At 65.1% G+C, this 16,512-nt stretch carries 15 protein-coding genes; 1 reads left to right on the plus strand and 14 read right to left on the minus strand.

Annotated features, from left to right (window positions below; translation table 11 throughout):
* Nucleotides 1–68 precede the first annotated feature (68 nt).
* The 14 genes from AC0IXR_RS03895 to coxB form a co-directional block, all read right to left on the minus strand.
* Nucleotides 69–1,025 carry a ferredoxin reductase domain-containing protein gene (locus tag AC0IXR_RS03895; RefSeq protein WP_419951875.1) on the minus strand — a complete coding sequence of 319 codons (957 nt, stop codon included), beginning with the start codon at nucleotides 1,023–1,025 and terminating at the stop codon, nucleotides 69–71.
* Between the two features lie 76 nt (nucleotides 1,026–1,101).
* Complete coding sequence (locus AC0IXR_RS03900; protein WP_056431462.1) at nucleotides 1,102–1,479, minus strand: hypothetical protein; 378 nt, start codon at nucleotides 1,477–1,479, stop codon at nucleotides 1,102–1,104.
* Nucleotides 1,480–1,593: 114 nt separating this feature from the next.
* A complete protein-coding gene (locus AC0IXR_RS03905) occupies nucleotides 1,594–4,479 on the minus strand; it encodes an EAL domain-containing protein (protein ID WP_428406016.1) in 2,886 nt (961 codons plus the stop codon).
* Nucleotides 4,480–4,800: 321 nt separating this feature from the next.
* Nucleotides 4,801–6,096 (minus strand): M16 family metallopeptidase, encoded by a 1,296-nt coding sequence (locus AC0IXR_RS03910; RefSeq protein WP_056431456.1) that lies wholly within the window; start codon nucleotides 6,094–6,096, stop codon nucleotides 4,801–4,803.
* Nucleotides 6,097–6,102: 6 nt separating this feature from the next.
* A complete protein-coding gene (gene thrC, locus AC0IXR_RS03915; RefSeq protein ID WP_471759800.1) occupies nucleotides 6,103–7,515 on the minus strand; it encodes a threonine synthase in 1,413 nt (470 codons plus the stop codon).
* A 203-nt stretch (nucleotides 7,516–7,718) separates the two neighbouring features.
* Nucleotides 7,719–8,153, minus strand: coding sequence for a DUF4864 domain-containing protein (locus AC0IXR_RS03920; RefSeq protein WP_471759801.1), 435 nt, complete (start codon nucleotides 8,151–8,153; stop codon nucleotides 7,719–7,721).
* Between the two features lie 94 nt (nucleotides 8,154–8,247).
* Nucleotides 8,248–9,024: an SURF1 family protein gene (locus AC0IXR_RS03925; RefSeq protein WP_419951870.1), complete on the minus strand. Its 777-nt coding sequence runs from the start codon at nucleotides 9,022–9,024 to the stop codon at nucleotides 8,248–8,250.
* Entirely contained in the window at nucleotides 9,024–9,392 is a 369-nt protein-coding gene (locus AC0IXR_RS03930) for a DUF983 domain-containing protein (protein ID WP_207411527.1), read from the minus strand. Before AC0IXR_RS03930 ends, AC0IXR_RS03925 begins: the two co-directional genes overlap by 1 nt.
* A gap of 151 nt (nucleotides 9,393–9,543) precedes the next feature.
* A complete protein-coding gene (locus AC0IXR_RS03935; RefSeq protein ID WP_056431442.1) occupies nucleotides 9,544–10,395 on the minus strand; it encodes a cytochrome c oxidase subunit 3 in 852 nt (283 codons plus the stop codon).
* Between the two features lie 164 nt (nucleotides 10,396–10,559).
* A complete protein-coding gene (locus AC0IXR_RS03940) occupies nucleotides 10,560–11,174 on the minus strand; it encodes a cytochrome c oxidase assembly protein (protein WP_471759802.1) in 615 nt (204 codons plus the stop codon).
* A 43-nt stretch (nucleotides 11,175–11,217) separates the two neighbouring features.
* Entirely contained in the window at nucleotides 11,218–11,391 is a 174-nt protein-coding gene (locus tag AC0IXR_RS03945) for a hypothetical protein (protein WP_056431437.1), read from the minus strand.
* Nucleotides 11,388–12,350, minus strand: a complete 963-nt coding sequence (locus AC0IXR_RS03950; RefSeq protein WP_311275014.1) for a heme o synthase — start codon at nucleotides 12,348–12,350, stop codon at nucleotides 11,388–11,390. Before AC0IXR_RS03950 ends, AC0IXR_RS03945 begins: the two co-directional genes overlap by 4 nt.
* Before the next feature lie 154 nt (nucleotides 12,351–12,504).
* Entirely contained in the window at nucleotides 12,505–14,133 is a 1,629-nt protein-coding gene (gene ctaD, locus AC0IXR_RS03955) for a cytochrome c oxidase subunit I (RefSeq protein WP_056452074.1), read from the minus strand.
* Nucleotides 14,134–14,240: 107 nt separating this feature from the next.
* The gene (gene coxB, locus AC0IXR_RS03960) at nucleotides 14,241–15,092 is read right to left on the minus strand and encodes a cytochrome c oxidase subunit II (RefSeq protein WP_056431428.1); all 852 of its coding nucleotides are present in this window, start codon (nucleotides 15,090–15,092) and stop codon (nucleotides 14,241–14,243) included.
* 410 nt (nucleotides 15,093–15,502) lie between these two features.
* On the opposite strand from coxB, the gene AC0IXR_RS03965 reads away from it, so the two are divergent.
* A complete protein-coding gene (locus AC0IXR_RS03965; protein ID WP_056431607.1) occupies nucleotides 15,503–16,411 on the plus strand; it encodes a LysR family transcriptional regulator in 909 nt (302 codons plus the stop codon).
* Nucleotides 16,412–16,512 lie beyond the last annotated feature (101 nt).

Here is a 16,512-nt window from a genome sequence, read left to right on the forward strand (position 1 = left end):
TGCTCATCCACCGAACGGTCTGATCGCGATCGGCCAGGATCAGCGTCGCTCAGTACGAGGCGCCGCGCCTAAAGACCCGGCGGGATCAGGATCGGGTAGCACCGCGCGCCGGCACCCGCCGCCAGAACCTCGACGGCGCCCACGGTGGAGGCATCCCCCGCCACATGCACGACATCGGTGGTCTTCAGGCCACTGAGATGCGCAGTGAGGGGACCGGGACGCACGTCCGGAGGCCGCTGCCTCATCCTGTCGGCGACGAGGGTGATCCGCGACACACCCGTGGCCTTGAGCCAATCGAGCGACGGACGCATGTACAGGTCGAGGGGATCGCTGGCACCGATCACCACCACGATCTCGCGGTTGGGCTCGATGTAGCGCGCCGCCCGGGCGATCGACCAGATCGGGGCGAAGCCCGTCTCCCGGCCCACCAGCAGTAGTCGGCCGCCGCCGGGGCGATAATAGCCGCGTCCGACCGGCCCCTTGATCTTGACCGGATGTCCGAGAAGGATCTCCTCGCCGAGGGCGTGAGTGATCGCGTTGCACGCATGTCCGAGGCGGAGGTGGAAGACGAGCTCGTTGAGCTCCGTCGTACCGTCGAGGCGCAGGGTCGGGCTCACGTCGATCGGTTCGAACCCTTCGAACGTGGCGGTCACCTGGTGACCGGGCTCGAGATCGAGTCGGCGCGTGATCGTGACGACGACCTCGATCACATGGGCGCCGAGCGGCGCGATCTGCGTGACCGTACCGACCCGACGCGCCTGCGCGGCCGGCTTCACTTCGGCGAAGACGAGGCTTTCGCCCGCCTTGGAGGGGCGGAGTGAAGAGAGCTTGACGGGTTCGGCCCGGTGCAGACGGGCCTGCGCCCGGCGCGGCGAAGGGTTGGAACCCTGCCCGAGAAGATGGGAACCGTGCAGACCGGTCGTGGGGGCGATGACGCCGTCGGCAAGGGCGGCTTCGAGCGGCGTATCGCCGGTCGAGACCCGCACGGCCTTGCCGTTGACGACAAGCGAGCAGCGCGCGCTCATGGTCGAGCCTCGGAGGATGAGAGAAGTCGAAAGGAGGCCGGCGTCGAGTGACGTGCGCCGGCCGATGGCGGAAACCTCAACGAGGTCCGTCGAGAAGCTTGTCCACGAGGGCGGCCCAGCGGTCGCGCACGGCACGGGCTTCCGGCGACAGCGGCTCCGGTCCGGCAAGGCGTTCGACGCTGGCGCGGATGCCGGCGTTCTCTTCCCGCTCGGCCCGCAGCACCGCCTTCATCACCAGGATCTCTGAACGCAGCCGCGCCAGATCGGTGTCGAGAGCGATCTCTTCGACCGCCTCCACTACCGGCTCGGCCGGCAAAGCCACCGGGGAGGCGTCCGCGCGCTTCGGGGTGGCGCCGGTGCGGATCGGCCGGGCCATCAGACGCCTGACGATATCCGAGCCGAAATCCTCGCCGTGACCGAATTCGTTGCCTAATCGCAATGCCGCTTCGGCCATCACGCCCGCCTCCTGACGAACGGCAGGTCATGCCGCGCCGTTCGATCCATCTCGATCGTGACGATGCGCGATCATGGTTAAGGGACGTTTAATTCAACCGTGACGGTTTGACGATCAGGCCGCTTCCGGCGCCGCGCCGACCAATTGGCGGGCCTGAAGCATCGACATCGGATCGCCGAATGCCGTCCCCTGGGCGTATTCGCAACCGAACTCGGCCAGGGTCTGCGCGTCGGATTCGTTCTCCGCCCCATCAGCGATGATGGCGAGGCCGAGTTCCTGGGCCATCTTCACGATGGAGCGCAGCATGACCGACTGCCCGCCCGCCATCTGGCGCACGAATGTCGGATCGATCTTGATCGTGTCGAACGGGAACCGCTGGAGATAGGACAGGGCCGAGTAACCGGTGCCGAAATCGTCCAGCGACAGGCCCGCGCCGAGTTCGTGGATGCGGCTCAGCATCTGGGCCGCATATTCCGGGTTCTCCATCACCAGACCCTCGCCGAATTCGAGCTTGAGCGAACCGGGAAGGACGCCCGACCGGGCCATGATCGTCTTCACGTCATGAAGCAGGTCGTGTCGGAGGATCTGCCGCGAGGACACGTTCACGCAGGCGAAGATCGGGGGATCGACATCGAGCGATCGCTGCCATGCCGCGAGTTCGAGGGCGGTGCGTTCCAACGCGAAGATGCCCAGCGTGACGATGAAGCCGCTCTCCTCCGCGATCGGCATGAAGGTAGAGGAGGGGATGCGGCCGAGCTTGGCGTGATCCCAGCGCAGGACCGTCTCGAAACCCGCCACCGTGCGGTCCTCGAGGCGGACGACGGGCTGGAACAGCACCTTCATTTCGTTGCGCTCGATCGCCCGCTGCAGGTCGGCTTCGAGCATCAGCCGGTCGCTGCGCTCGTTGCGCATGGAGGCACGGAACACTTCGGTGCGGTCGCCGCCGTTGCGCTTGGCCTGGATCATGGCGATCTCGGCGTTCTTGAACACGTCTTCGCGTTTGAGGGCGGTGCCGACCTCATGCAGGACGATCCCCACCGAGACCGTGAGGAAGATCTCGCGGTCGGCATAGGTGATGGGCGTGGCGATCGCCCGGCGGATCATGTCCGTGAAGGCGATGATGCGGTCGGGCTCCCGCTCCGACAGCAGGATCAGTCCGAATTCATCCCCGGCGATGCGGGCCAAGGTATCCTGAGGGCGCAGCAGCCGGCCGAGACGGCGCGACAGGGTGAGCAGGATCGAATCGCCGGCCGAGAGGCCGATGGCATCGTTGATCGCCTTGAACCGGTCGACGTCGAGGAGGATCGTCGTCGGCTTCAGGCGCGCATCCTGACTCGCGAAGGCGAGGGCGGCGTCGAGGCGGTCGTTGAACAATTCGCGGTTGGGCAGGCCGGTGAGGCTGTCATGAATCGCGTCGTAGAGCAGGCGCTCCTCGGCCGTCTTCACTTCGGTAACGTCCGAGATGGTGCCGACGATGCGGATGACTTCGCCGTCCGGCCCGATCACCGGCCGGGCCTTCAGCCGGTACCAGACATAGAGGCCTTCCGTGGAGCGGAGGCGGAAATCGTGAACGATGCGGCCGCGCCGCTCTTCGATCACCGTGTCCAGCGCCGTCGAATAGCGGTCGACGTCGAAGGGATGGACGAGGCCGAGCCAGTTCGAGGCCGGGCCTTCCAGGGTGCCGCGCTTCAGGCCGAGCTGGCTCTCGATCTCCTGGCCGGCGAAGACCCGGTCACCCGGTACATCCCAATCGAACACCACATCGCCGGCGCCCGTCAGCGCCAAAGCGCGGCGCTCCGTGTCGGAGACCAGGGAATGGGTCATCCCGCCCCCGCTAAAGGCGTGCTGCATCACCGTGAAGCCGATGAGCATGACGATCAGGACGAGACCGCCGATCAGGGCCGGCTGGACGAGGTCGCTGCCGATCTGTCCGGTGATGGCGAAGCCCGCAGCCACGACCCAGACGAGGAGGAGGAACCAGGTCGGTACGAGAAGGATCGCGCGGTCGTAGCCGTTATGAATGGCCAGATAGACGATCAGCAGCAGGCCGACGCCGGCGACGGCGGCGATGGAGATGCGGGCAACGCCGGCCGCTACCGGCGGATCGAAGACCGCAAGGCCGACGAGGCCGGCGAGAAAGGCGAGCCAGAAGAACGCCACGTGGCCGTAGCGTACATGCCAGCGGCTGAGGTTGAGATAGGCGAACAGGAAAACGAGGAGCGTCGCGCCGAGCACGGCCTCGGCGGATGCGCGATAGACCCGCTCGGCCACCTCGGTGACGGGAAAGACCCGCTGCAGAAAGCCAAAGTCGATACAGGCATAGGCGAGAACGGCCCAGGCCAGAGCCGCGGCTGCCGGAAAGATGATCGCACCCTTCACCACGAAGATGATCGTGAGGAACAGGGCGAGAAGGCCGGCAATACCGATGATGATGCCCTTGTAGAGCGTCAGGCCGGTGGACTTCTTGCGGTAGGCTTCCTGGTCCCAGAGATAGACCTGCGGCACGTTCGGCCCATGCAGCTCGGCCACGAAGGTCACGGTCGCGCCGGGATCGAGGGTGATGACGAACTGGTCGGCTTCCGGGTTCTCGTCGCGTTCGGGCCGGATGCCCTGGCTCGCCGTGATCGCGGCGATGCGCGAGCCTCCCAGATCCGGCCAGATCACCCCCGACCCGACGAGACGGAAATGCGGGGCCACGAGAACCCGGTCGATCTGCTCGTCGGTGTCGTTGGTGAGCGCGAACACCATCCAGTCCGGTCGTGCGCCGCTATCGCGAGCCTTCACCACGATGCGGCGGACGATGCCGTCCTTGCCGGGGGCGGTGGAGATCTGGATCAGGTCGCCATCGGAGCGGTAGCGCTCGATCATCGGCGTCAGGTCGATGGCCGGAGCGTCGAGGGTCACCCGCACGGCTTCCACGGCCGAAGCCGGCGCTCCCGTTACCAGGATGCCGATCAGCAGGGAGACGAAAACGTTGAGGACGTAGAGGGATCTGCGCAACGGGCGAGTGTTCCGGCCGGGCGGGCACTGATGAGGAATACGGCTCAGCTTGTAGCCCAGTCGTACCGGCGGGGGGGTCCACGGACAAGGCGAGCGGTCTGCCTCGCATTGCGGCACCCACTGCTTCTTGGCGTAGCGCCGAGGAGGATGGGATCGCGCTCCTTTGCGGCCAAAACAAGCCGGTAACGCTTCACGATGGTGGAGCTTCACCGCCAAAATGCTGCGCGCGGCGGCATTGACGGGGCAGGACCCATTCCGACCAGGAACTTTCCGTTTTTCTGTTCCCGGTCCGGCGCATCCGCGTCGAACCGGGAACGCTGCTCAGCTTGCCTGAAGCACGCCCCTCATCTTCTCCAGGGACGGAAGCTTTTTGATCGGCCCGATCGCCGCCAGCGTCGGAGCGCCCGAGAGCAGACGCAAACCCGCGGCTCTCACATCGTCCACGGTGACGGCGTCGATCTTGGCGATGACCTCCGGCGGCGGGATCACCCTGCCCCAGGCCAGCATCTGACGGGCATTGCGTTCGATCCGACCGCCGGGGGTCTCCAGGGCCGACAGCAAAGCCACCTTCACCTGGGCCTTGGCGCGGGCGACCTCGACCGAATCCGCGTCACGCGCCGCCTTCGCCGTGGCGGCCAGGGTCACGTCGACGAGTTCGGCGAGATCCGAGCCGGACGTGCCGGCGCCAATGCCGAACAGGCCGCAATCGACGAAGGACCAGTGGAACGCCTGGATCTCGTAGGCGAGGCCGCGGGTCTCGCGCACCTCGTGCCACAGCCGCGAGGTGAGACCGCCGCCGAGCACCTGCGCGAACATGTGAAGGGCGTAATAGCCTTCGTCGCGGAAGGAGAGTCCGGGGAGCCCCAGCACGAGATTGGCCTGTTCCAGCTTTTTCTGGATCCGCTTCTCCCCACCCACATAGGTGCCGGGGACCATTTCCGGGGCGACCGTCGCCGGCATCCCGCCGAAATGGTGCTCGGCCGCCTCGACGATGGCCTCGTGGGAGATGGCGCCCGCTGCGGCCACGACGATGCGGTCCGGGGTGTATTCGCGGGCGAGATAGGCTTCGATGGCGTCACGGTCGAAGCTCGCGATGGTCTGCGGCGTGCCGATGATCGGACGGCCGATCGGCTGATCCGGGAAAGCCGCCGCGGTGAAGGCCTCGTAGACCACGTCGTCCGGCGTATCCTCGATGGCGGCGTATTCCTGGAGGATCACCCCCTTCTCGCGGGCGAGTTCGCCCGCGTCGAAGACCGATCGCGTGAGGATGTCGCCGATCACGTCGAGGGCGACGCCGGCATCCTCGCCGAGCACGCGCGCGGTGTAGCTGGTTCCTTCAGCGCTGGTGGCGGCATTGATGTCGCCGCCGACATTCTCGATGTCCTCGGCGATCCGGCGGGCGGAGCGGGTCTCGGTTCCCTTGAACGCCATATGCTCGATGAGATGGCTGAGGCCGCCCTCATCGGCCCGCTCGTGGCGCGATCCGGCGCCCACCCAGACTCCCAGTGTCGCGGTCGCGACACCCGGCATCGTCTCCGTGGTGACGGTGATGCCGTTGGAGAGGCGGGATACTTTCAGGCCGGGAGAGGCGCCATGGGTCGCGAAATGCTGGTTCATGCTGTCTCAGTTCCCGGCCGTGATGCGTGAATGTGCGCGGATGAAGGCTTCCACCGCCGCCTGGTCGTTGGCGACGCGGTCGAAGCGCTCCTTCCGATCCAGCAGGTCGGCGAGATGCGGTGGCAGCACGGGGCGAAGGCCGCTCGTCGCCTGGGAGACCGCATCCGGAAACTTGGCCGGATGAGCGGTGGCCAGGGCGACGACCGGCGTCTTCGCATCCTTCTCGAGAAGGCGGCGGCCGGCATGAACGCCGATGGCGGTGTGCGGGTCGATGACCATGCCGATCTCCCGGTGCACCCGTGCGATCTCGGCGATCACGGCCTCTTCGGGGACCGAGGCCGCGTCGAACTCGTCACGGACGGCTTTGAGTACCGTCTCGTCGAGATGGAAACCGCCCGATTGCTTCAATCCCGCCATCAGCCGTGAAAGGCTCGACGCATCGCGGCCCAGGGCCTCGAACAGAAGCCGCTCGAAATTCGACGAGATCTGGATGTCCATGGAGGGCGAGGTGGTCGGCTGAACACCGCGAACCTCGTAGGCACCGTGTTCCAGGGTGCGGGCCAGGATGTCGTTGGCGTTGGTGCCGATCATCAGGCGTTCGATGGGCAGGCCCATGCGCTTGGCGACCCATCCGGCGAGGATGTCGCCGAAATTGCCCGTCGGCACCGCGAAGGAGACGGGGCGGTGCGGGGCGCCCAGGACCACGGCGCTGGTGAAGTAATAGACCGCCTGTGCGGCGACTCGCGCCCAATTGATCGAGTTGACGCCGGAGAGCCGCAGCTCATCGGCGAAATCCGCGTGCTGGAACAGGGCTTTGACGATGTTCTGGCAATCGTCGAAATTACCGTCGATGGCGATGGCGTGGACATTGTCCGCCCCCACCGAGGTCATCTGGCGGCGCTGCACCTCGGAGACGCGGCCATAGGGAAACAGGATGAAGATATCGACCTGATCGAGCCCGCGGAAAGCCTCGACGGCGGCGCTGCCGGTATCGCCAGAGGTGGCGCCGACGATGGTGGCGCGCGAGCCGCGGGACCGCAGGACATGGTCCATCAACCGGCCGAGAAGCTGCATCGCCACGTCCTTGAACGCCAACGTCGGACCGTGGAAGAGCTCAAGCAGAAACAGGTTGTCGTCGAGCTGCACCAGCGGGCACACCGCCGGGTGGCGGAACGTGGCGTAGGATTCCTCGATCATCCGGTCGAGATCGGCATCCGCGATCTCACCGTCGATCAGCGGCCGCAGGACGAGCTTGGCCGCATCGGCATAACGCTGTCCCGCCAGTCCGGCGATCGCGTCACGGGAAATCTGCGGCCAGCTCTCGGGCAGGTACAAACCGCCGTCGCGGGCGAGACCGGCGAGGAGAGCATCGGAAAAGCTGAGGGGCGCCGCGGCGCCGCGGGTCGAAACGTGTAGCAAAGGGGCCTCCGGGAAGGGCGCCGGTCTACACGATGTGGGTCGGTCTGTCGAAAGCGGGAAATTGCCGCCTGCGCGAAGAGAGTCTGCCGGCCCGCGACGGAGACGCCGAGGGACGGGATCGATCGGCGCGTCCGAACCTCATCGAGAAACCGCTCGACCCACGCCTTCGTTCGGCGCCGAGGTATGTCGACCGGTTCATCCTCTTACGCGGCGCTGCCCGGCGCCTTGACGAGGCGGCATCCGCTGATCCGCCAATCGCCGTCGCTCTGCTTCTCGAGACTGTAGAGCGCCATCCAGTCGATACCGTTTTCGTCCTGCAGCTTGACGCCGAGGGCGATCCCATCCTCGCCGCTCTCTTCCACACGGTCGATGCTGAAGCTGCGGGCGCGGTAGACGGCGGCGTATCCCTTCCGCACCATCTCGATGAATGTCTCGGGCGAGGTGAACACCCCTTGGATCGACGGGGCGGCCTGGGCATAGGCCGTCGCCGCGTCGTCTTTGCGGAACGCTTCGATCTGCCGCTCCACGGCCGCCCGAGCTTTCAGCTTCGCCGCTTCGTCGGCGGCATGGGCCGGCGAGGCCGAATGGATCGCGGCCAGAGACAGGAAACCGATCAGCAGGGAGGAGACAGCGCGCATGGATCACACTCCGTAATCGGGGCGACCCTGTGCAGGATAGCGCGGCGCCTGCCGCCGACAAGAGCCGGCGATCATCGGCGACGAAGCGCCAGCGCTAGCGGGCCGGGTTCGCTGCCGTATCGTCTCCCATGTCGGAGAGACGTTTCCAGGCGAAGACGCCGAAGACGCCGACGAGGCAGGCCGCGATGCCGAACCACGTGAAGGCGTATTGCATGTGGTTGTTGGGAAGATCGACCCGGAGTTGCCCCCCCTTCGGCCAGCCGCCGGGATTGGGCGTGGCATCCGCCTCGATGAGGTAGGGCATCACGGTCAGCCCCCGAGCCGCAGCGATGCCGTCGATGTCGCGATGGAACCACTCGCCCTTGGCGGGCTCCGGCGGCGGCACGAACATGGTGCGGGTCTCCGGACCGCGCAGCATACCGGTGATCGTCGTCGATCCGGCGATCTGCCCTGATGGGCGCCGCGACGGGCTTTTCAATTCGGTGGGGACGAAGCCACGGTTGATGATGACGAGACTTCCATCGTCATCCCGCTTCAGGGGCGTCAGCACGTAGAAGCCCTGCAGGGCATTACCTGGTACGGCACCGGCCGCGAGACCGTGGACCAACGTCTCCTGGTCGTTCAGCAGCGTCCCTGTCACCCGTACGCGCTTGAACTCGTCCCGCGCCACGTCCCAATCCCCGCGCGCCGGGAGAGGCGCGGGAGGCTCGACACGCGAACGGGCCACGATGCGGCCGATCAGGGCTTCCTTCTCGCCCTTCCGCTGCAACTGCCAGATACCTAGGCTCAGCAGAATGGCGAGGCAGATCAGCGAGACGATGCCCGGGGCGAGCAGCGACCGCAGGGCACCGGGACGAACTTCCGTCGACATCAGCGAAAGCGCCCCTCCTCGGCTTTATTGGCGAACTGCAAGGCGGCCAGCATCCCCTTCAACGGTCGAACCAGCAGCAGGCTGAGACCGACCGAGAGGGTGATGGCCACGGAGGCATGGACCCAGATCGGCGGTTCGAAGGTGATTTCGAGCCAAAGCGCCAGCCCGACGACGACGATGCCGACGATGGACATGACGAAGAAGGCCGGCCCGTCGCCGGCATTGAAGGTCGAGTAGTCGAGACCGCAGACCTCGCAGGACGGTTTGAAGGTCAGGAATCCGTCGAACATCGCACCCTCGCCGCAGCGGGGGCAGCGGCAACGCAATCCGGTCGGGATGGGAGGCGGTAGCGGCCGCTGCTGATTCACGATGCATGCTCCTCGGCGACGGACATGTCAGTCCTCCGCCGCATATGGGAAACCGAACGATCCATCGCACGAAAAAGGGCGGCTCGCGCCGCCCTGTTTCTCATACCTGTGTCGCTTCGCCGTACCGTTCGGCCCTGATCGGGCCGACGCCTCAGTGAGCCGCCGTGCCGGCGCCCCAGACGTAGATCGAGGCGAACAGGAACAGCCAGACCACATCGACGAAGTGCCAGTACCAAGCGGCGAACTCGAAACCGAGATGCTGCTGGACCGTGAATTGGCCGAGATAGACCCGGTAAAGGCAGATCGCGAGGAAGATCGTCCCGATGATGACGTGCGCGCCGTGGAAGCCCGTCGCCATGAAGAAGGTGGCGGAGTAGATGCTGCCCGAGAAGCCGAAATGCGCGTGGCTGTACTCGTAAGCCTGGCAGGCCGTGAACAGCACGCCGAGGATGATCGTGAGCCACAGGCCGTATTTCAGACCCTTGCGGTCGTTGTTGAGCAGGGCGTGGTGAGCCCAGGTGATGGTGGTGCCCGAGGTCAGCAGGATCAGGGTGTTGAGCAGCGGCAGGTGCCAGGGATCGAACGCCTCGATACCCTTCGGCGGCCAGGTTCCGCCCGTGAAGTCCAGGCGCGTGGTCTGGATCGGGTCGGCCGTGTAGAGGGCGGCCTCGAAATAGGCCCAGAACCAGGCGGCGAAGAACATCACCTCGGAGGCGATGAACATGATCATGCCGTAGCGGTGGTGAAGCTGCACGACGCGGGTGTGGTCGCCGGCATTCGCCTCGTGGACGACGTCACGCCACCAGGCGAACATCACATAGAGCACGCCGATCGTGCCGGCGCCGAAGATGTAGGGGCCGGGGCTGAGCGTGCCGATCTGAAGGCTCTTCATCCAGAACACGGCGCCGAACGCCATGAGGAAGCCGGAGAAGGCACCCAACAGCGGCCAAGGGCTCGGGCTCAAGATATGGAAGTCGTGATTCTTGGCGTGCGCCTCGGCCATCTTAACTCTTCTCCTCACCCCGGGCCCAATGCCGCGAACGGCTCTGACCTTCTGAACGTTCGGCTACACCGGAACCCTTAATCGGGACGGCGCAGTGTTGTCACGCTTGAGACCTCAAAAATCTGGCGCGTCGAAAACGCGTCCCGCCAAAATATTTGATGGCCTCAGAAATTGGTTTTCGCATTCTTGCCGTCCGTCGTCGCGAGCGCGGCCGAGGGTTGGCCATTCTTCGACGCGAAATACGTGTAGGAGAGCGTGAGCTCCTGCAGGTGGGCCGTGTTCGAGTCGGATCTCACGGCCGGATCGATGTAGAACACCACCGGGAAATCCATCGTCTCTCCGGGCTGAAGAGTCTGCTCGTTGAAGCAGAAGCATTGGATCTTCACGAAGAAGCTCCCCATCAGTCCCGGCTGGACGTTGTAGGTCGCGATCCCCGTCGAGGGGGTCGTCCCCGTATTCTTGACCCGGAAGAACACGGTCTTCGTCTCGCCGAGGCGAACTTCGATCTTCGGCGTCTCGGCGACGAAGCGCCAGGGCAAGGTCGACGCGACGTTTGTGTCGAGATGGACGACCATGCTGTCATCCGTGGCGACCTGCGTCGATGCGAGCCCGACGCGAGGCGTGCCGTCAAAGCCAGTGGCCTTGCAGAACATGTCGTAGAGCGGCGCCGAGGCGAAGGCCAAGCCGATCATGCCCACCGCCAGACCCGCGCAGGCGAGGGCCGTGACCGAGGCCTTGCGGTTCGGATTGCCGCTTCGCGGGCTTTTTACGTCGGTCATGATGACGTCCGACTTTCTTCGCTGAACGACCCGGTCGATGCGGTCACAGCGGGCGATTGAGGATCTGCGGTCCGAGCTTGGCGATGGTCAACGCGTAGAAGATGGCCACGAGGACGAACAGCACCGTGGCGATGGCGATGGAGCGCCTGCGCTGGCGCTGGCGCTCTTCGGGCGTCAGCTGCCGCGGCGGAGTGGATTTACCCGGCACCGAGGTCACGCGAGCACCGCACGGAACAGTCCCAGGCCCTGCTCGGCCAAGACCGCCGAGAACAGCAGGAAGAGATAGAGGATCGAGAAGCCGAACATGCCGAGCGCGGCCTTGCGTTCCGCCTCGCCCTCACGGTTGCGGTAGACGTGGACGCTGAAGGCCAGCATCCCGAGGCCGCCGAGGAAGGCGGTGACGCCGTAGAGCCATCCGCCGAAGCCGAGGAAGACCGGGGCGAGGCCCACCGGGAACAGCAGGATCGAGTAATAGATGATCTGGCGTCGAGTGGATTGAGGCCCGGCGACGTTCGGCATCATCGGGATGCCGGCCTTGGCGTATTCGCCGGCCTTGATGAGCGCGAGCGCCCAGAAATGCGGCGGCGTCCAGATGAAGATGATGAGGAACAGGACCGTCGATTCGATGCCCACCGATCCCGATACGGCAGCCTGGCCGATCATCGGGGGGAGGGCGCCGGCGGCGCCGCCGATGACGATGTTCTGTGGCGTCGCCCGCTTCAGCCACATGGAGTAGACGACCGCGTAGAACACGATCGTGAAAGCGAGCAGCGAGGCGGCCAGCCAATTCGAGGCGAGGCCGAGCACCAGGACCGAACCCACGGACAGGACGAGGCCGAAGGCCAGGGCTTCACCGGGCTGGATACGGCCGCCGGGGATCGGGCGCGTCGCCGTGCGGGTCATCACCGCGTCGATATCGGCGTCCCACCACATGTTGAGACAGCCGGAGGCACCGGCGCCCACCGCGATCATCAGGAGCGAGATCACTCCGACGACCGGCTGGATCTGGACATGGGACACCACCATGCCGACCAGCGCCGTGAAGATCACCAGCACCATCACGCGGGGCTTCAAGAGCGCGAAGAAGTCCGAGACCTCGCCGCCCACCATCATCGGGGCGGGGGCGAAATCTTGCGGCTCGGCGGCAGCGGATACGCTGTTCGACAGGCTCGTCATGGGTACCTGATGCTGTTGTCGGTCTGGCCGGTGTTCGGATCACGCCGTCTGAGGCGCCGCCCTTTGCGGGACGCCCCTCGCTGGGAGAGGCATCCGGGAAAGAGCGAGGACCGCTGGCGCGGTCCTCGCAATCCGTATCGTTTCGGTTCGCGTCTTAGTGACCGTGCTCGTCGACGATGGTCGGGAGGGTCTCGAACTGGTGGAAGGGCGGCGGGGAGGAGAGCGTCCACTCGAGGGTGGTGGCGCCTTCGCCCCAGGGATTGTCTGCCGCGCGGACCTTCGAGCGGAAGGCGAGAACGACGCCGATGAAGAACACCACCATGCCGAGGGCGAAGATATGACCGCCCCAGGTCGAGACCTTGTGCCAGCCGGCGAAGGCCTCCGGGTAATCGGCGTAGCGACGCGGCATGCCGGCCAGACCCAGGAAGTGCATCGGGAAGAACAGGATGTTCGCACCGATGAAGGCGAGCCAGAAGTGCAGCTTGCCGGCCCATTCCGGGATGACGTAGCCGGTCATCTTCGGGAACCAGTAGTAGACACCGGCGAAGATGATGAACACGGCGCCGAGCGACAGGACGTAGTGGAAGTGCGCCACGACGTAATAGGTGTCGTGCAGGTACTTATCGACCGCCGAGTTCGCCAGCACGACGCCGGTGACGCCGCCGACCGTGAACAGGAAGATGAAGCCGACCGCCCAGTGCATGGCGGCGGTGAAGCGGATCGAGCCACCCCACATCGTCGCGATCCAGGAGAAGATCTTCACGCCGGTGGGCACCGCGATGACCATGGTGGCGAAGACGAAGTAGGATTGCGTCTGGAGCGACAGGCCGACCGTGTACATGTGGTGCGCCCACACGACGAAGCCGACGACGCCGATGGCGACCATGGCGTAGGCCATGGCGAGGTAGCCGAAGACGGGCTTGCGCGAGAAGGTCGAGATGATGTGCGAGACGATGCCGAAGGCCGGCAGGATCATGATGTACACTTCGGGGTGACCGAAGAACCAGAACAGGTGCTGGTAGAGCACCGGATCACCACCGCCGGCCGGATCGAAGAAGGTCGTGCCGAAGTTGCGGTCGGTGAGCAGCATCGTGATCGCGCCGGCGAGGACCGGGAGCGACAGGAGCAGCAGGAACGCGGTGACGAGCTCAGCCCAGGCGAACAGCGGCATCTTGTGCAGGGTCATGCCCGGCGCGCGCATGTTCAGGATGGTGGTGATGAAGTTGATGGCGCCGAGGATCGAGCCAGCACCGGAAAGGTGAAGGGCGAAGATCGCGAAATCGACGGAGGGGCCGGGATGGCCCGAGGTCGAGAGCGGCGGATAGACGGTCCAGCCGGTGCCGGCGCCCGACGTTCCCGGCGCGCCTTCGACGAAGAGCGAGCAGAGAAGGCTCGCGAAGCCGGAGACGGTGAGCCAGAACGAGATGTTGTTCATGCGCGGGAACGCCATGTCCGGCGCGCCGATCATGAGGGGCACGAACCAGTTGCCGAAGCCGCCGATCAGCGCCGGCATCACCATGAAGAAGACCATGATGAGACCGTGGCCGGTCACGAACACGTTGTAGGTGCCGGGATTCGAGAAGTACTGCAGGCCGGGCTCTTCCATCTCCATGCGGATGCCGAAGGAGAGGAACGCGCCGATGATGCCCGCGCAGAACGCGAACAGGAGGTAGAGAGTGCCGATGTCCTTATGGTTGGTCGACAGGAACCAACGGGCGAAGAAGGACGGCGTATGGGAGGCGTGGGCGTCGTGATGCCCTGATTGTGCTGTGGCGGTTGCCATCGATGCAGACCCTGTTCAGGTTTCTCTAAATCTCTCGATTTGCGAACGAACCGGCCCGATCAAGGGCCGGTCCAGCCGGAGCCGTCGGGCGGCGCCGGAAAAAGCCGCTACTTGGCTTCTGCGAACTTCGAACCGTCGTCGAGGCGGGCGAACTTGGTCTTCCCCTCTGCGAGCCAGGCCGCATAGGCTTCGTCGCTCACCACCTGCACCGTGATGGGCATGTAGGCATGGCGGGCGCCGCAGAGCTCTGAGCACTGGCCGTGATAGGTGCCCTCGCGCTCGGCCTTGAACCAGAACTGGTTCAGGCGGCCGGGGATCGCGTCGATCTTGAAGCCGAAGGACGGCATCGCCCAGGAATGCAGCACGTCGGCGGCGGTCACCTGGATCTTCACGATCTTGTTCACCGGGACGACCATGTCGTTGTCGGTGCCGAGCAGCTTGGGCTGCTTCTCTTCGTCGATATTGGCGTCGAAGGTGAAGCCGCCGCCATTCTCGACCGCGGGGTACTCGTAGGACCAGTACCAGGCATGGCCGATCACCTTGACGATGACGTCGGCCTTCGGATCCGAGAGCTGGGTGCGGAGCAGGCGGAACGAGGGGATGGCGACCGCCACCAGGATCAGCACCGGGACGATCGTCCAGGCCACTTCGATCATGGTGTTGTGCGTGGTCTTCGAGGGGACCGGGTTGGCCTTCGCGTTGAACTTGAAGATGCAGTAGACGATCAATCCCAGCACGAAAGCCGAGATGCCGAAGGAGAGCCAATGCATCCCCTGCTCGAACGTGTGGATGTCCCGCGCGTTCTCGGTGACGGCGACCTGACGGTCCATCTGCCACGGCTCGGGCTGGCCGATGCCGGCCGCCAGGGCAGCTGAAGAAACGAGGGTGGTGCCGAGCGCAGCAAGAGCGCCCGCAGCAAGTCCCCATGATGACCGGTGTTGCGCCTGCGTGGTCCGCATGTGCCTCTCGTGGCTCCCCTTTGGTATCGTTCTACGTCGTCCCGAAGCGTCTTGCGACTTTTGACGTCGCGCGCAAGTCCTCGCTTAACGGGAAAGGCGGACCTCGGATGTGAAATCCGGGTCGCCATTGCGGGTGTCAGACCACATGGAGGTCGATGGCGCAACCGCAACAGCGTCGCATGGTTGTGCCTTTCCCCGTAGTGCAGCACCCGTGGAGCCCGAATGACTGGGGGAATCAAAGCAATTTTGCTCGACGGCAAACTTAAATTTGTATTGCCGCCGTCTTCGACCGTGAATCCCTCGCCAGTATAGCGCGGTTCCCGCTATGGAGAGTGACCGGCTCCGCAGGAGACATGCGGGCGCATATTCCGGGAAGCGAATTCGGGGATGAACACCATAAGGTCGTGGCGGTGATCGAACGCCTCGAATTCCTCCTTGCCCTGGCTCGCGAGCGGCATTTCGGCCGGGCCGCGCAATTCTGCAACGTTTCCCAGCAGACGCTCTCGGCCGGAGTGAAGCAGCTCGAAGAGCGGCTCGGCGTCCTGCTGGTGGAGCGCGGGTCCCGATTCCAGGGTTTCACCCCGGAAGGTGAGCGTGTTCTCGACTGGGCACGCCGGATCGTCGGTGATGCGCGCGCCATGCGGGAGGAAGTCGCGAGCCTGCGACGGGGATTGTCGGGCACTCTTCGCCTTGCCGCGATTCCCACTGCCACGCCGATCGTCGCCTCGTTGACCACCCCATTCCGCGCCCGCCATCCCGACGTGCGATTCTCGGTGCAATCCACCACCTCCGGCGAGATCGGCCGGCTGATCGCCGACCACGAGATCGATGCCGGGATCACCTATCTGGAGAACGAGCCGCTCGGCAAAGTCATTGCCGTGCCGCTCTATCGCGAGCGCTACCGCCTGCTCACCGCGGTGGACGGCATCTACGGAATGCGGGATTCAGTGACCTGGGACGAGGTCGGCCGTCTTCCTCTCTGTCTTCTGACGCCGGATATGCAGAACCGCCGCATCGTTGACCGGCACCTCCAGAATGCCGGATGGAATGCGGAACCGTTGCTGCAGTCGAACTCGATGATCGTCTTGTTGACCCATGTCCGCACGGCCAAATGGGCCAGCGTGATGCCCGCCGTTCTTGCCGACAGTTTCCGCCTCAGTGAGCGGGTGCGCTCCGTGCCCATCGTCGAACCCGATGTCAGCCACATGATCGGGCTCGTCGTGCCGGAGCGCGATCCGATGACACCGCTCTGTGCCGCACTCATCGTCGAGGGGCAGGCGATCGCACCGACGATCGCCGAAAACATCTCGTCACTCTGAGTTTTTGCGCCGCACAATGGAATTATAACAAAAAAGCATTGTCGAACGACCGAACCGGACGATTGATTCATGGGTGGAGATATACCACCTTGGAATGACAA

This window comes from Methylobacterium sp. AC832 (genome assembly GCF_979256025.1).